Origin of the sequence: Ammoniphilus oxalaticus (genome assembly GCF_003609605.1) — a bacterium.
Classification (GTDB): domain Bacteria; phylum Bacillota; class Bacilli; order Aneurinibacillales; family RAOX-1; genus Ammoniphilus; species Ammoniphilus oxalaticus.
Map to the genome: position 1 here is coordinate 127,768 of NZ_MCHY01000011.1, position 14,327 is coordinate 142,094.

Annotated in this window: 12 protein-coding genes and 1 other RNA gene; all 13 read right to left on the minus strand. The window is 44.1% G+C overall.

The features are described 5' to 3' along the window. Position 1: 1 nt before the first annotated feature. The 13 genes from BEP19_RS15820 to BEP19_RS15880 all read right to left on the minus strand — a co-directional run bounded on the left by BEP19_RS15820 (position 2) and on the right by BEP19_RS15880 (position 14,298). Positions 2–610, minus strand: coding sequence for a cytochrome (ubi)quinol oxidase subunit III (locus BEP19_RS15820; protein WP_120190905.1), 609 nt, complete (start codon positions 608–610; stop codon positions 2–4). After that, the gene (locus BEP19_RS15825) at positions 610–2,370 is read right to left on the minus strand and encodes a cbb3-type cytochrome c oxidase subunit I (RefSeq protein ID WP_120190993.1); all 1,761 of its coding nucleotides are present in this window, start codon (positions 2,368–2,370) and stop codon (positions 610–612) included. The genes BEP19_RS15820 and BEP19_RS15825 overlap by 1 nt, the downstream gene beginning before the upstream one ends. 111 nt (positions 2,371–2,481) lie before the next feature. Next, on the minus strand, positions 2,482–3,504 hold the full coding sequence (gene coxB / locus BEP19_RS15830; RefSeq protein WP_120190906.1) for a cytochrome c oxidase subunit II: 1,023 nt from the start codon (positions 3,502–3,504) through the stop codon (positions 2,482–2,484). A 729-nt stretch (positions 3,505–4,233) separates the two neighbouring features. Further along, positions 4,234–4,593, minus strand: a transfer-messenger RNA (tmRNA) gene (gene ssrA / locus BEP19_RS15835). Between the two features lie 80 nt (positions 4,594–4,673). Next, a complete protein-coding gene (gene smpB, locus BEP19_RS15840) occupies positions 4,674–5,135 on the minus strand; it encodes an SsrA-binding protein SmpB (protein ID WP_120190994.1) in 462 nt (153 codons plus the stop codon). 108 nt (positions 5,136–5,243) lie between these two features. Next, positions 5,244–7,505, minus strand: coding sequence for a ribonuclease R (gene rnr / locus BEP19_RS15845; protein ID WP_120190995.1), 2,262 nt, complete (start codon positions 7,503–7,505; stop codon positions 5,244–5,246). 4 nt (positions 7,506–7,509) lie between these two features. Then, positions 7,510–8,331 (minus strand): alpha/beta hydrolase, encoded by an 822-nt coding sequence (locus BEP19_RS15850; RefSeq protein ID WP_120190907.1) that lies wholly within the window; start codon positions 8,329–8,331, stop codon positions 7,510–7,512. Positions 8,332–8,347: 16 nt separating this feature from the next. Further along, positions 8,348–9,103 (minus strand): alpha/beta hydrolase, encoded by a 756-nt coding sequence (locus BEP19_RS15855; RefSeq protein WP_147393812.1) that lies wholly within the window; start codon positions 9,101–9,103, stop codon positions 8,348–8,350. Positions 9,104–9,158: 55 nt separating this feature from the next. Beyond that, positions 9,159–9,392 carry a preprotein translocase subunit SecG gene (gene secG, locus BEP19_RS15860; RefSeq protein ID WP_120190909.1) on the minus strand — a complete coding sequence of 78 codons (234 nt, stop codon included), beginning with the start codon at positions 9,390–9,392 and terminating at the stop codon, positions 9,159–9,161. Positions 9,393–9,509: 117 nt separating this feature from the next. After that, positions 9,510–10,787, minus strand: a complete 1,278-nt coding sequence (gene eno / locus BEP19_RS15865) for a phosphopyruvate hydratase (protein WP_120190910.1) — start codon at positions 10,785–10,787, stop codon at positions 9,510–9,512. Between the two features lie 39 nt (positions 10,788–10,826). Then, complete coding sequence (gene gpmI / locus BEP19_RS15870; protein ID WP_120190911.1) at positions 10,827–12,362, minus strand: 2,3-bisphosphoglycerate-independent phosphoglycerate mutase; 1,536 nt, start codon at positions 12,360–12,362, stop codon at positions 10,827–10,829. Beyond that, a complete protein-coding gene (gene tpiA, locus BEP19_RS15875; RefSeq protein WP_120190912.1) occupies positions 12,359–13,108 on the minus strand; it encodes a triose-phosphate isomerase in 750 nt (249 codons plus the stop codon). Before tpiA ends, gpmI begins: the two co-directional genes overlap by 4 nt. An 8-nt stretch (positions 13,109–13,116) precedes the next feature. After that, a complete protein-coding gene (locus BEP19_RS15880) occupies positions 13,117–14,298 on the minus strand; it encodes a phosphoglycerate kinase (RefSeq protein ID WP_120190996.1) in 1,182 nt (393 codons plus the stop codon). Between the last annotated feature and the right edge of the window lie 29 nt (positions 14,299–14,327).

The following is a 14,327-nucleotide window of genomic DNA, read 5'->3' on the forward strand; positions in this document are numbered from 1 at the left end:
ATTAACCCACCTTTCCCATCAGATATACTACAGTAAATACGAACACCCAAATTAAGTCAACAAAGTGCCAGTATAAACTTGCAAGGTAGAACTTAGGCGCTGTAACTACTGTCAAGCCTGTTTTAGGTAAGCGAGCAACGAGTAGAATCATCCAAATAACTCCGCCAATGACGTGCGCGCCATGTGTTCCTACTAATGTGTAGAACGCGGATCCGAACGGACTACTCGACATTTTATGACCCATACTTGTGTAATGCGTAAACTCATAAATTTCTAATCCTAGGAAGCAAAGTCCAAGGAAAATCGTCACACTCATCCATGTTCTCAGCGACTTAACGTCGTTACGATGCATTCCGACAATCGCCATAACACTTGTCATACTACTCGTTAACAAAATCCCTGTAGCCAGGGCGATGAGTCTTAAATCAAACAACTCCTCGCCCGTTGGACCTGTATGGAACGCTTGACGCAAAGCAATAAAAGTTGCGAATAGCGAACCAAACAGCACTACTTCCCCACCAAGGAATAACCAAAAACCAATAACTTTATTTCTACCTTCTAACGTAGCCTTTTCAGGATAGGCAGGTAAAGTCGTCTTCACTGGTTCCATTAGACCTTTACCCCCTCATCTATGTCCTCAACTTCGATATAATAACCCGGATCGTCCTTAACCGAACGAATCGACATTAATACAAATGTGAAGATCAATCCCGTCGCGGCCACAAACCACGTATGGTAGATGAATCCGAATGCTGCAAACGTCAACCCAATCGCCATCAAAAACGGTAACACGGATGGTGAAGGCATATGGATCCTGCCTAATGGTTCAGCATATGAGATCTGACCGTTACCTTCCATTTTTTCAACCCATAGCGCATCCAAACCACGCACTAATGGCGTTTGAGCAAAGTTGTACTCAGGAGCAGGTGAAGGAATTGTCCACTCTAACGTGCGTCCATCCCACGGATCTGCAGGTACGGTTTGCTCACTGCGATTTGTGATAACAATGTTCAAAAGGAAAATCAAGATACTCAACGTCATACCGAATGCGCCAATCGTACTAACAAAGTTACCCATTTCAAGACCCGCATTAGGCAAGAATGTAAATACGCGACGCGGCATTCCCATTAAACCTAAGAAGTGTTGCGGAAAGAACGTTAAGTTAAAACCAATAAAGAATGTCCAGAAATTCCACTTTCCAAGCTTTTCGTTTAACATCTTACCAAACATCTTCGGCCACCAGTAGTACATACCGGAGAATAAACCGAACACCATTCCCCCTACGATTGTGTAGTGGAAGTGAGCGATAACGAAATACGTGTCTTGGTACTGGAAGTCAGCTGGAGCAACTCCAAGCATAACACCCGTCATACCGCCAATGAGGAACGTTGGAATAAATCCAATCGACCATAAACTAGCCGTATTGATCCGTACCTGTCCACCCCACATCGTAAATAACCAGTTAAAGATTTTAATTCCTGTTGGAACAGCGATCAACATGGTCGCTAATGCGAACAAGGAGTTAGCAATTGGTCCCATTCCTACTGTAAACATATGGTGAGCCCAAACCATAAAGCCTAGGAAACCAATCAATACCGTAGCAAAAACCATCGCGCTGTGTCCGAATAAACGTTTCTTTGAGAATGTTGAGATAACGTCTGAAACGATTCCAAACGCAGGCAAAATCAAAATGTAAACCTCAGGGTGTCCGAAGATCCAGAACAAGTGTTGCCAGATTACAACGTTTCCACCCATATCTGCGTTAAAGAACGCTCCGCCAAACAAACGGTCAAACATCAATAGAATTAAGTTTACTGTGATCGCTGGGAAAGCGAACAACACTAATGCGGATGTAACGAACGCCGTCCACGTGAACATAGGCAAACGCATGAACGTTAAACCTGGCGCGCGCATATTAATGATCGTCACTAGGAAGTTGATTCCACCTAACCATGTACCGATCCCCGCCACTTGTAGACCAAGCACATAGAAGTCTACACCCATATGACTAAACGCCGGTGTCGATAATGGAGCATAAGCTGTCCAGCCCGCTTCTGGAGCTCCAGCGCCAAGGAACCAGCTCGCATTCAAGATGACACCGCCCAGGAAGAACAACCATAACCCTAACGCGTTAATAAATGGAAACGCAACGTCACGCGCTCCAATTTGAAGTGGTACAATCGCGTTAAGCAAAGCAAAGATAATCGGCATTGCCGCGAAGAAAATCATGGTCGTGCCATGCATCGTCAACAACTGGTTAAATGTACCGCCAACAAAGATATCTAAGTCTGGATACATTAACTGGATACGGATCAACAAGGCTTCTAGTCCACCCAAAAGGAAGAAGAATCCACCTGCCAAGAGGTACATGATCCCTATCTTCTTATGGTCAACCGTCGTAATCCAGTCCCATAATCCCGATCTCTTCGGATGAGAAAGTGTTTGTTCAGCCACTTAAAATACCTCCTATAAAGATTTAGACTATTTAACTGACAAAGTATTCAAATAATCAACAAGAGAAGCAAGCTGTTGATCATCTAACTCATCTGCGAATCCAGGCATCAGGTTGCCCGGTTTCATTTTTTCAGGATTCTTAATCCATTCAGCGATTGTTTCATCGTCCATATTAAAGTAGTTAGCTAAGACGACTCGGTCACCAAAGTTTCTTAAATTAGGAGCGAAATCAGGAATATCCAATCCCTGTGTTGCGTCTATTGCGTGACAACTAATACAGCTATCTGCAAAGATCTGTTCGCCTTCCGCCACATCAGAACTTGAGACATGCGGTTCTTTCATTTTTTCTACCCAAGCGTCAAACTCTGGTCGATCCATCGCCACAATCTTAAAGTCCATCAGCGTATGCGAGTCTCCGCATAACTCAGCGCACTTTCCTTTGTATACTCCTGGATCATCCGCTTGTAACCACATCGCGTTGACCATTCCTGGGTTCGTGTCTGTTTTACCGCCTAATGCAGGCGCCCAGAATGAGTGAATGACATCTTCAGAAGTTAGTTGGAATTGAACTTTTTCTCCAGTTGGAATATATAAGTCCTGCGCAGCCGAAATGCCTAAATCTGGATATTCATATTCCCACCAGAATTGATGAGCGATAACTTTAACTTGCAACGCATCGTCTGTCGGAAATTTCTCCGCAAGATCAAACGTTATCTTAACCGTTGGGATTGCTAAAATTGTTAATAAAATAAGAGGAATCGTCGTCCAGATAATTTCTAGCTTATGACTTCCTTCAATCTGTTCTGGAATTCCAGTTTGTCCCGGACGATGACGAAACCGCACCAGAACATAAACATAAATGACCATAACTACAGCAAATACACCCATCATGATGTAGATACTCAGTTTAATCAAGTAAAATTGCTGCTCAGCGACCGGTCCTCTCGGAGTGAGCGCTGATAGAAACGGGTCTTGACCACATCCCGTGAGCACTAGCATCATTACCGCCAGCAGCGGTAGGAGACGCCAAGCTTTCTTCCACTGACTCATCACAATTCTACCCCACTTTCTTGTTTAATAGCTCTACCTAAGCTAAGTATAAAAACTATATCATCAAGTTGAATGATGAACTTCTTAATTGCCGATGAAAAGGCAATGCATAAAAAAACAGAAAAAATGACATCTTGTTCACTAACCTACTATTAAAACCTATGCCTTTTATCGTATGTCTAGGATAGGATCAACAAGTATTCTTAGGTAGAGATTAGTTTGCGAATAAAGTTCCATGCGGCTTGCTTATACTGGCTTCCTCTCCTTTTCTGTATGCTCTATTAACTACACTTGAAGATTATACATCATAATTACCATTATTAAAAGCGTAAAAAAGGTTATTTTGTTCTTATCACTAAATAAGCGCTGATTTTTCAGATATTTCCCATTAGAAGTTTACTCCTTGTGAAAATCAAGTTATTTTATAAATTAATTATGAAAATTGTGTGAACTTTCTCTTGGGAACTAAAGTTCCCTTTTCCTTAATATTCCGTATAAATGACGTTGAAATCAATGTCGATTTCTGACGAAAGATAGAGCAAGATCTATTTTTTACGTTCCAATTTAGATGATCGGTGAACTTATTTATAAGTAATGGTAGACCATTGAAAAAAGCCCTCCATCATTTGAAAGGCTTTACGGCTCTTTATTGTTTGTATTCCCTCTAAACATGACTAATCCAATGCTTTAAAGATAATAAATACAAAATAAAAAACCCCCACTATGTATTGGTGGAGGCGGTGGGAATCGAACCCACGTCCGAAAGTAACGCAACATAAGCTTCTCCGAGCGCAGTCGTTGTACTTAAAGGTTCGCCGCTCCGTCGCCCAACGACAGGCTATCGGATTGGCTAGTATCTTTTAAGTTCGCTCCCCGATCAGATACGGTTCGGAAGAGCTATCCCACTAAGATGACCTTCTAAAGCGAACATGGGCGATTCCCTAGAGAAGGATTAGGCTGCAACTAGGCAGCTAATTGTAAATTAGGTTGTTTTGCAGTTATATTTAACTCCGCGTTGTTAACGAGGCCCGCAGCCCCCCGACTCGCTACTTATGCCCGACCTACCCCCGTCGAATCCAGAACGCCCCCGTATAAACGAGAAACTTCTAGGGTGTGAATCGTGTAATAATAATAATATAGCATATCTAGTATCTTGTTTCAAATGGTAATTACCGTAAGCGATCTTTTATCGCGCGGTCCATTTCGCGTTTTGCGTCTCGTTGCTTTATCGCTTCACGTTTATCGTATTGTTTTTTCCCTCGCGCTAACGCAACTTCGACTTTAGCCAATCCATTTTTTAAATATAAACGAGTCGGCACTAATGTGTAACCCTTTTCACGCATCATTCCGAATATCCGATCGATCTCTTGACGATGTAACAATAATTTTCTCATTCGTAATGGTTCGTGGTTGTGACGATTGCCTTGTTCATACGGGCTGATATGCATATTATGCAAAAAAGCCTCTCCCCTACGCACTTGCGCAAAGCTATCCCGCAAATTCACTCTACCAGCTCGAATCGACTTAATTTCTGTCCCTGTTAATACGATCCCCGCTTCATAACGATCTTCAATATGGTAGTCATGAAACGCTTTTCTATTTTGGGCGATGACTTTTTCTCCTCTTGTAATGGCCATTGCTTTTCACCTCAAATGGTTTGCGTCCCTGTATTATACACCATACTGGATGCTCAAATCAAAGGCACCCGACTAACCATCGAGTGCCTACAATTGTAATGTCTATGCTCGTTTTTTCTTATTTTTCCGTTTGGATTTTCGGCCTTGCTTACCGCTGGCTAAACCTTTATAAAACGGTTTGTTTTCTTTTTTTTTAGGCTTTGACTCACGTTTTCCGCCTTGAATAACAATTGTCGCCTTTTTACTTCGTTTCTCCGCCTTTTTCGCAATGCCAACGAGTTCAAAATCGACCGTATGTTCATCTTTATTAACACCGTGAACGCGAACCTTTACAAGATCGCCAATGCGATACGTCTTTTTCGTTCGCTCTCCAACTAAAGCGTAATTGCGTTCATCATATCGATAATAATCGTCTGTCATATAACTCATGTGAACAAGGCCTTCAATCGTGTTCGGCAACTCAATAAACATCCCAAAATTCGTAACGCTGCTAATGATCCCTTCAAATTCTTCACCGATTTTATCAGCCATATATTCCGCTTTTTTCATATCATCTGTTTCTCGTTCCGCATCAATCGCAACGCGTTCTCGCTCAGACGTATGGCGGGCAATATCAGGCAGTTTTTCTCGCCAGGCTTCTTTGCGATCCTCATTCATCGCTCCTCGTTCCAACCACTCTCGTATTAAGCGATGCACGATTAAATCAGGATAGCGACGAATCGGGGAAGTGAAATGGGTATAATACTCCGCAGCCAAGCCGAAATGACCAATATTTTGAGCGTCATATTTCGCCTGTTTCATAGAACGAAGCATCACTTTATTAATGACCGTTTCTTCAGGCGATTCCTTTACTTGCTCTAACAACGTCTGTAACGCCCGCGGATGAATATTGTTTGCGGATCCTTTGACCATGTAGCCAAAATTCGTAATGAATTCCAAGAATGAACGTAATTTCCCTTCGTCTGGATCTTCGTGCGTCCGATAAATAAACGGTTGGTTTAACCAGTGGAAATGTTCAGCGACGGTTTCATTTGCGGCAAGCATGAATTCCTCAATAATTTGTTCAGCAACCGTTCGATCCCGTAAAACAATATCTGTCGGCGCGCCTTGTTCATCAACAATAATTTTAGATTCGGGAGAATCAAAATCAATTGCCCCGCGATCCATTCTTTTTTGACGTAATTTCAAGGCAAGCTCTTTCATCTGTTGAAACATAGGCACGAGCGGCTCATATCGAGCCATAAGGCCTTCATCTTCTTCTTCTAAAATTTTAAAGAGATCCGCATAAGTCATCCGTTCATTTGTCTTGATTACACTTAAAAAGATATCATGACGGGCCAAGCTCATGTCGCGTGGATCAAATTCCATTTCACAGGTGATCGTTAAGCGGTCCACCTGCGGATTTAAACTGCAGATTCCGTTTGATAATCGATGCGGAATCATGGGGATGACGCGATCGACTAAATAAACACTCGTTCCTCTGCGAAATGCTTCTTCATCGAGATGCGATCCTTCTTTTACATAATAGCTGACATCGGCAATATGTACACCCAATTGGTAATTGCCATTGTCCAGCATTTCTAACGAAACCGCATCATCTAAATCCTTCGCGTCGGCCCCATCGATCGTTACAATCGTTCGGTCGCGTAAGTCTCGACGACCTTCCATTTGGTCAGGAGAGATTTCCTCTGGAACTGCTTCCGCCTCTCTCAGCACATGATCATCGAACGCTTCGGACAGCTCATATTTATGAATGACGGACAGAATATCAATGCCTGGATCATTTTTATGTCCAATGATCTGGTCAATCTTTCCTTCAGGATTCGCTCTGCCATCTTCGGAATACTTAACAATCGAAACGATTACTTTGTGCCCGTCGACAGCCCCCATCGTATCTGCTTTAGAGATAAAAATGTCTTTAGAAAAGCGTTTATCATCAACAATAACGAAACCATAATGTTTTTGATCAGAAAACGTTCCCACAAAGCGATTCGTTGCCCGCTGCGCAACACGAATGATTTCACCCTCAAGGCGCGCGCCGCCCTTTGCTTTGGATAGGCGACAAAGAACGATATCCCCGTTTAACGCTCCATTAATATCATGCGCTGGCACGAAAATGTCTTCGATGCCTTCTTCCTCAGGCAACACGAATCCAAATCCTTTTGCATGTCCTTGCAGTTTTCCGCGAACAAGGTTCATCCGCTCTGGAACGCCATATCGGTTAGAACGAGTGCGGACAATTTTACCCGCTTCCTCCAACACGTTCAATAGTTTAACAAGCTCTTTAAATTCCTCCGCAGACTGACTCCCAAATTCCTCCTCTAACTCTTGGGCGGTCATCGGATGATAGGCTTCTTCTCTCATAAATTCAATCAATTTTAGTTCTGTGATCACATCGTCTCGACTCCTTTGTGTTCCCAGTTATGTGAAAAAAGGGGCGTTCCCCTTCCGTTTGAATACGAATAGCTTCAAAGTAACTAGCGATATCTTGATTAACGCGGTGGTGATCATGATCTCTCGTAATGATGTGTGAAGAACTTGGATAGAGCTGAACTTTTTTATAGTGTGACCCAATCCGATTATATATATAATTAGCGCTTTTCGGCTCGACAGTTTCATCCGCCCCGCCCTGCGCCACAAAGATCGGTGTTTTTATTTTTGGCAAGTCATCCTTAATTGATTCAATTAATCGCTGTAACTGATCGATTGACGCTAACGGTGTACGCGGATAAGGGCGCAAATGCTGTTCAATATGAGGCGCCTTCTGCTCTGTTCGTCGAACATACGGCTTCACCCATTTCAGATAGCGCGCATATTTGATTCGCTGATCCCGCGTAAAAATGGGAGAACTCAATGTAGACATTGCCGCAAACGGATAACGTAAAGCCAATCTCAAAGAAAGCAGTCCACCCATGGAATGTCCAATCGTATAAACCGATCCGACTCCACTTAAGCGTAATTGGTGATACGCTTCTTCCGCGGACTGCATCCAATCCATCCAAGTTGTTTTGCGCAACGCCTCTGGCGTCGTTCCGTGACCTGCTAGCAAAGGCGCGGCTATCGCAAAGCCAATCCCGCAAAAAAATTTAACAAGGGGATCCATATCCAACGGAGTCCCAGTAAATCCATGTATCAATAATATGCCCCGACCATTATGTCCTTTATGAAAAATGGATGACACCTGTTGCATGGACAATGTTACCTCCTCACGTTGGTTGCGGGGCAAGTTCTGTCATTAAGAATCGTTCGACCAGCTCGAATACTTGCTCCTTCTCGCAATCACGTAACAACAAATGTTTCGATTGTGGTAAAAAGTGTATCTCCTTAATATCTGATTCGATCTGATCATATATATACTCCGCGCTGCGCGGTTCAACGAGATCGTCGCGCTCTCCTTGCAAAATTAAAGTTGGCGCAGTTACCTTGCTTAACTCAGGTCTTAAAACCGTGATTAAACGTCTAAAATGGACAATCGAACGAACAGGCGCTGAAAGCGACTTTTCCATATAACGTTTTATAATCTCTGAATTAGCTGTGAAGTTCGATTTAATTGCTTCCGCTATATTTTGATAAACTTGGGCAGGGTTTATATAGTATACACAGGCATTTAGTAAGACCAATTTAGACACTTGATATTTCGTCGACAAGTAGGCGGCAATCATGCCCCCCATCGAAAAGCCGATCAGGTATACTTCAGAACACGTCAAAAGCAACTCCTTCAGTTCATCCTCCGCCTTTTTAATCCAGTCTTTCCATGTTACTTGTTTCATCGCATCTTTTTCATCGCCATGTCCCGGCAATGTCGGCGCGGCAATGCTCCATCCTTGCGCTGCAAGCCGTTCAGATAACGGCTCAACTTCAAATGGTCCACCGGTAAACCCATGCAGGAGCAAACAACCGATCATGATCCCCTCTCCCTTAATCCCATGTTTTACGTATTGTGATAAAAAAAGATGCTTCACTGACTAGCTCCAACGTCTGGTTGTTTAGTCCTGTAGAAACATCCTCTGCAATCATTTATTTAGAAAAAAAGGCTACGGCAATCGCTAAAATCATAAATCCGACAGCAAACACAATCGTAAGTTTATTTAGAACCGCGTCCATTCCGCGGGCTTTCTGTTTACCGAGCATTTGTTCCGCTCCGCCGCCGATCGAACCAGATAACCCTGCGCTCTTACTTGATTGCAGCAGCACGACAACAATCAATCCGATCGAAAAAGTGATCAATAAAACTTTCAAAAAAAGAACCATATCGGTACCCCCAAACTTCTTACAAATAGCATTAACTATTCTATTTAACCTATTTTATCACAGGCAGCCGAATCGATCAAGAAAAACCAAGGGGCTATGTAGCCCCTTGGTTTTTTACTATCTCTTTAAATTATAGAAAACCTGCTGTCCGTTATATTGACTTAACGAGCCAAGTTCATCTTCAATTCGCAACAATTGATTGTACTTCGCGACGCGATCTGTGCGCGATGGCGCCCCAGTTTTAATTTGTCCCGCATTCGTAGCAACGGCAATATCCGCTATCGTTGAATCTTCTGTTTCACCGGAACGATGTGAAATGACTGCCGTATAACCGGCTCGTTTTGCCATTTCGATCGCGTCAAACGTTTCGGTCAATGTCCCAATTTGGTTTACTTTAATTAGAATCGAGTTGCTTGTATCCGTCTCAATTCCTTGCGCTAACCGCTCCGTATTCGTTACAAACAAGTCGTCGCCAACAAGTTGCACTCTATTTTTCAGACGATCGGTTAATTTCTTCCAGCCATCCCAGTCATCTTCAGTAAGTCCGTCTTCGATTGAAATAATTGGGTACTTATCGGCCAGCATCACTAAGTAATCAATCATTTGATCAGTCGTCTTTTCACCCTCTAAATGGTAAACGCCATCCTTATATAATTCAGTTGCGGCTACATCCAGCGCCAACAACACGTCTTCGCCTGGTTTGTAACCAGCTTGTTTGATCGCTTCCACAATCGTCTCCAACGCAGCTTCATTCGATGGCAGATTCGGGGCAAAACCACCCTCGTCGCCAACAGCGGTATTCAGACCTTTTTCTTGCAATACCGATCTTAGGCTATGGAAGATCTCTGTTCCCATTCTTAATCCTTCAGCGAAACTTTCGGCCCCAACTGGCATAACCATAAATTCTTGAATGTCGACATTGTTATCCGCGTGTTCCCCGCCATTCAAGATATTCATCATCGGCACAGGAAGTTCCTTCGCGTTGAATCCGCCAAGGTACACATACAGCGGAAGACCTAACGCATCCGCTGCGGCGCGAGCGATCGCAATTGAAACCCCTAAAATCGCATTGGCCCCTAACTTCGCTTTGTTCGGCGTTCCATCTAACTCGATCATTTGACGATCGATTCCAATTTGATCAAGAGCATCTAGTCCGGTTAATTCCGGCGCGATAATTTCATTCACATTTTCAACCGCTTTTAAAACACCTTTGCCACCATAGCGAGCGGCATCCCCATCGCGAAGTTCGACTGCCTCATAAGCTCCTGTTGAAGCGCCGGATGGAACTAATGCGCGACCAAACGCTCCTGATTCTAAATAAACCTCGACTTCCACCGTCGGATTCCCGCGGGAGTCGAGCACCTCTCTTGCATATACGTCAGAAATAATAGTCATTTAGTTACTTCCTTTCTGTATTTGAGTAATTTGATTTAGTTAAAATATTGGTTTTCCCGTCATTTCTGTCGGTTGTTTGATATTAAGTAGTTTTAAAATGGTCGGCGCTAAATCGGCTAAAATCCCGTCCTCGCGCAGTTCGACTCCATCTTTTGTAACGATCAACGGAACGGGACACGTGCTATGCGACGTAACAGGTTTTCCAGTCTCATCGATCATCCAGTCCGCATTTCCATGATCTGCGGTAACGAGAGCGACCCCGCCTTGGGCAACAATCGCGTCGACTACTTTCCCCATGCATTCATCAACGGTCTCCACCGCTCGTACAGTCGGTTCCATTTTTCCGGAATGGCCAACCATATCACAATTGGCGAAATTGAGAATAATAACATCATGAACTCGTTTTTCGATCTCTTGCAAAGCCGCTTCTGTCACTTCATAGGCGCTCATTTCCGGTTTGAGATCATAGGTCGGCACGTTTTTGGGTGAGTTAATTAACACCCTCGTTTCACCTTCAAACTCTTGTTCTCTGCCACCCGAAAAGAAAAACGTGACATGCGGGTATTTTTCGGTTTCAGCAATGCGTAGTTGCTTTAGTTTATTTTGTTGCAATACTTCTCCTAACGTATTATCCAAGTCCGTCGGCTTGTAGGCGACAAAACCATTCACAGACTCACTAAATTTTGTTAAGCAGACATAATACAATTCTTTTGGGACTCGTTCGCCGCGATCAAAACCGCGAAAATCTTCGTTTGTGTAGGCCAGCGAAATTTGAATGGCCCGATCCGGTCGGAAATTAAAAAAGATAACCCCATCGTGATCTTCCACTAGACCGCTCGGTTCCCCTCGTTCGTTCGCAATGACCGTCGGCATCACAAACTCATCATACACACTTTTGTCATATGATTCCTTAACTGCTTGCAACGGATCTTCGTATTTAGGGCCTTCCCCATAAACCATCGCTCGATAAGATTTTTCCGTTCGTTCCCAGCGTTTGTCTCGATCCATTGCGTAATATCGACCTTGCACAGTCGCAAACGCCCCAACACCCAATTGCTTCATTTTATCGTTTGCGCGTTGAATGTATTGAAGCGCTGTGCCTGGCGCTACATCGCGTCCATCTAAAAACGCATGCACAAACACGCGTTCAACCTGCTCTTTTTTCGCCAACTCTAATAACGCAAATAGATGGTCGATATGACTATGTACGCCTCCATCTGATAGTAGACCATACAGGTGCAGCTTTGTGCCTTTTTGCTTCACATGTTTCATTGCTCCTAGCAACGTCTGGTTAGCAAAAAAAGAGCCCGCCTGAATATCACTGCTTACCCGGGTGAAGTCTTGGTAAACGACTCTGCCAGCGCCTAAGTTTAAATGGCCTACCTCGGAATTGCCCATTTGACCTTCCGGCAAACCGACCGCCTTGCCGCTAGCGCCGATTAATGTATGCGGATATCTTTGCCACAAACGATCAAAATTCGGTTTCTCCGCATGATAAACCGCATTCCCATCCGTTTCTTCTCGCATTCCGAAACCATCCAAAATAATCAAAGCGACGGGTTTGGGTTTATTCATTCCGCAGCTCCTTTAACTAAGGCTATAAACGAATCAGGCGTAAGACTCGCCCCTCCGACAAGAGCCCCATCAATATCAGATTGTGACATAAAACCTTGAATATTTTGTGGGTTGACGCTACCGCCATATTGAATTCGAACCTGTTCGGCCCATTGTGAACCGAATTGCTCGGCTATACATCCGCGGATCGCCTTAATCACTTCGTTAGCTTCTTCAGCTGTTGCTGTCTGCCCTGTGCCAATCGCCCATATCGGCTCATATGCAATCACGATTTGATTCAACTGTTCAGCGCTCAGTTCACTTAAAGCAGCTGTAATTTGCCCGTTGACGATCGTCGATGTTTGCCCCGCTTCGCGCACAGACAAATTTTCGCCGACGCAAACAATTGGCATTAACCGCGCATCCAACGCGGACCGAACTTTACGGTTGACCGTTTCATCCGTTTCATTGAAATACGCGCGACGCTCCGAATGACCAATAATAACGTACTTTACGCCAATTTCAGCTAACATCCCTGGGCTAACCTCTCCCGTAAAAGCCCCTTCCGATTCCCAGTGAACATTTTGAGCGCCAAGCGCGATGTTTTTAGCGCGTAAAGGTTCGGTTAAGCTAAACAAAGCAGTGAATGGAGCGCAAACGACAACATCCACTTCCTGTTCTACGACAGGAAGGTGTTGAACAAATGAGTCCGCCTCCGCAATTGTTTTAAACATTTTCCAGTTCCCCGCAATAATCGGTTTTCTCATCTCTACACCTACTTATCCTGCAATATCGTGACACCTGGCAATTGCTTGCCTTCCATGTACTCCAAGGAAGCGCCGCCACCTGTAGAAATATGCGACATCTTTTCAGCTACTCCCGTTTTCTCCACGGCAGCCACCGAATCTCCGCCACCGATAATCGTCGTTCCGTTCACTTCCGCCATAGCTTGGGCGATTGCTTCTGTTCCTTTCATAAAGGTTGGCATTTCAAACACACCCATCGGCCCATTCCAAACGACCGTTTTTGAAGCGGCAATAACTTGCCGATACGTTTCAGCGGTATCTGGACCAATATCGAGCGCCTGCCAGCCTGGAGGAATCGCATCGACTGACACAATCTGCGTTTCGGCGTCATCGGCGAATCGATCCGCGACCACAACGTCAGTTGGAATATAAAATTTAACACCTTTTTGTTTCGCTTGGGAGATGAAAGAAGCGGCCAATGAAACTTTGTCCTCTTCTAATAAAGAAGCTCCAATCTCGTGTCCAAGAGCTTTTATAAACGTATTGGCAAGACCGCCGCCAATAATCAAATGATCCACTTTATCTAACAAACTTTCAATTACGCCAATTTTATCCTTTACTTTGGCGCCGCCAATAATGGCTGTAAAGGGGCGGGTTGGATGGCTTAACGCGCTTCCTAAAAATTGAATTTCTTTTTCCATCAGGAAACCCGAGACAGCAGGCAAATAATGCCCAATTCCTTCTGTCGAAGCATGCGCTCGATGAGCGGCCCCAAATGCGTCATGTACAAACAGATCTGCTAAGTCAGCAAATTGCCGCGCCAGTTGTGGATCATTTTGTTCTTCACCTGGCAGAAAACGGACGTTCTCTAGCAGCAAGACATCGCCGTTTTGCAGCTCGTTCACTTGCTTCTTTACAGCTTCTCCAATCACTTCATTTGCTTTTTGAACGGGCTTATTTAAACAATCCGACAACCTTTTTGCCACTGCCGTCAGACGCAGCCCTTCGTTGATCTGTCCTTTCGGACGACCCAAATGACTAGCAAGGATCACCTTTGCCCCTTGTTCAATTAAGTATTGAATTGTTGGCAATGCGGCTCGAATCCGAGTATCGTCTGTGATCTGTCCATTATTCATCGGTACATTAAAATCAACCCGACAAAACACTTTCTTCCCTGATACATCCACATCGCGAACCGTTTTTTTCAAGATCAAGCCCCTAGCCTCCTCTTTACATACCG

What these genes read in the sequence shown, in the direction of transcription:
- rnr (WP_120190995.1), bottom strand. Translation starts at nt 7,505, where the DNA reads ATGAGAGAAGAAGCCTATCATCCGATGACCGCCCAAGAGTTAGAGGAG.
- eno (WP_120190910.1), bottom strand. Translation starts at nt 10,787, where the DNA reads ATGACTATTATTTCTGACGTATATGCAAGAGAGGTGCTCGACTCCCGC.
- BEP19_RS15820 (WP_120190905.1), bottom strand. Translation starts at nt 610, where the DNA reads ATGGAACCAGTGAAGACGACTTTACCTGCCTATCCTGAAAAGGCTACG.
- BEP19_RS15825 (WP_120190993.1), bottom strand. Translation starts at nt 2,370, where the DNA reads ATGTACCTCTTGGCAGGTGGATTCTTCTTCCTTTTGGGTGGACTAGAA.
- gpmI (WP_120190911.1), bottom strand. Translation starts at nt 12,362, where the DNA reads ATGAATAAACCCAAACCCGTCGCTTTGATTATTTTGGATGGTTTCGGA.
- tpiA (WP_120190912.1), bottom strand. Translation starts at nt 13,108, where the DNA reads ATGAGAAAACCGATTATTGCGGGGAACTGGAAAATGTTTAAAACAATT.
- BEP19_RS15850 (WP_120190907.1), bottom strand. Translation starts at nt 8,331, where the DNA reads ATGCAACAGGTGTCATCCATTTTTCATAAAGGACATAATGGTCGGGGC.
- secG (WP_120190909.1), bottom strand. Translation starts at nt 9,392, where the DNA reads ATGGTTCTTTTTTTGAAAGTTTTATTGATCACTTTTTCGATCGGATTG.
- coxB (WP_120190906.1), bottom strand. Translation starts at nt 3,504, where the DNA reads ATGAGTCAGTGGAAGAAAGCTTGGCGTCTCCTACCGCTGCTGGCGGTA.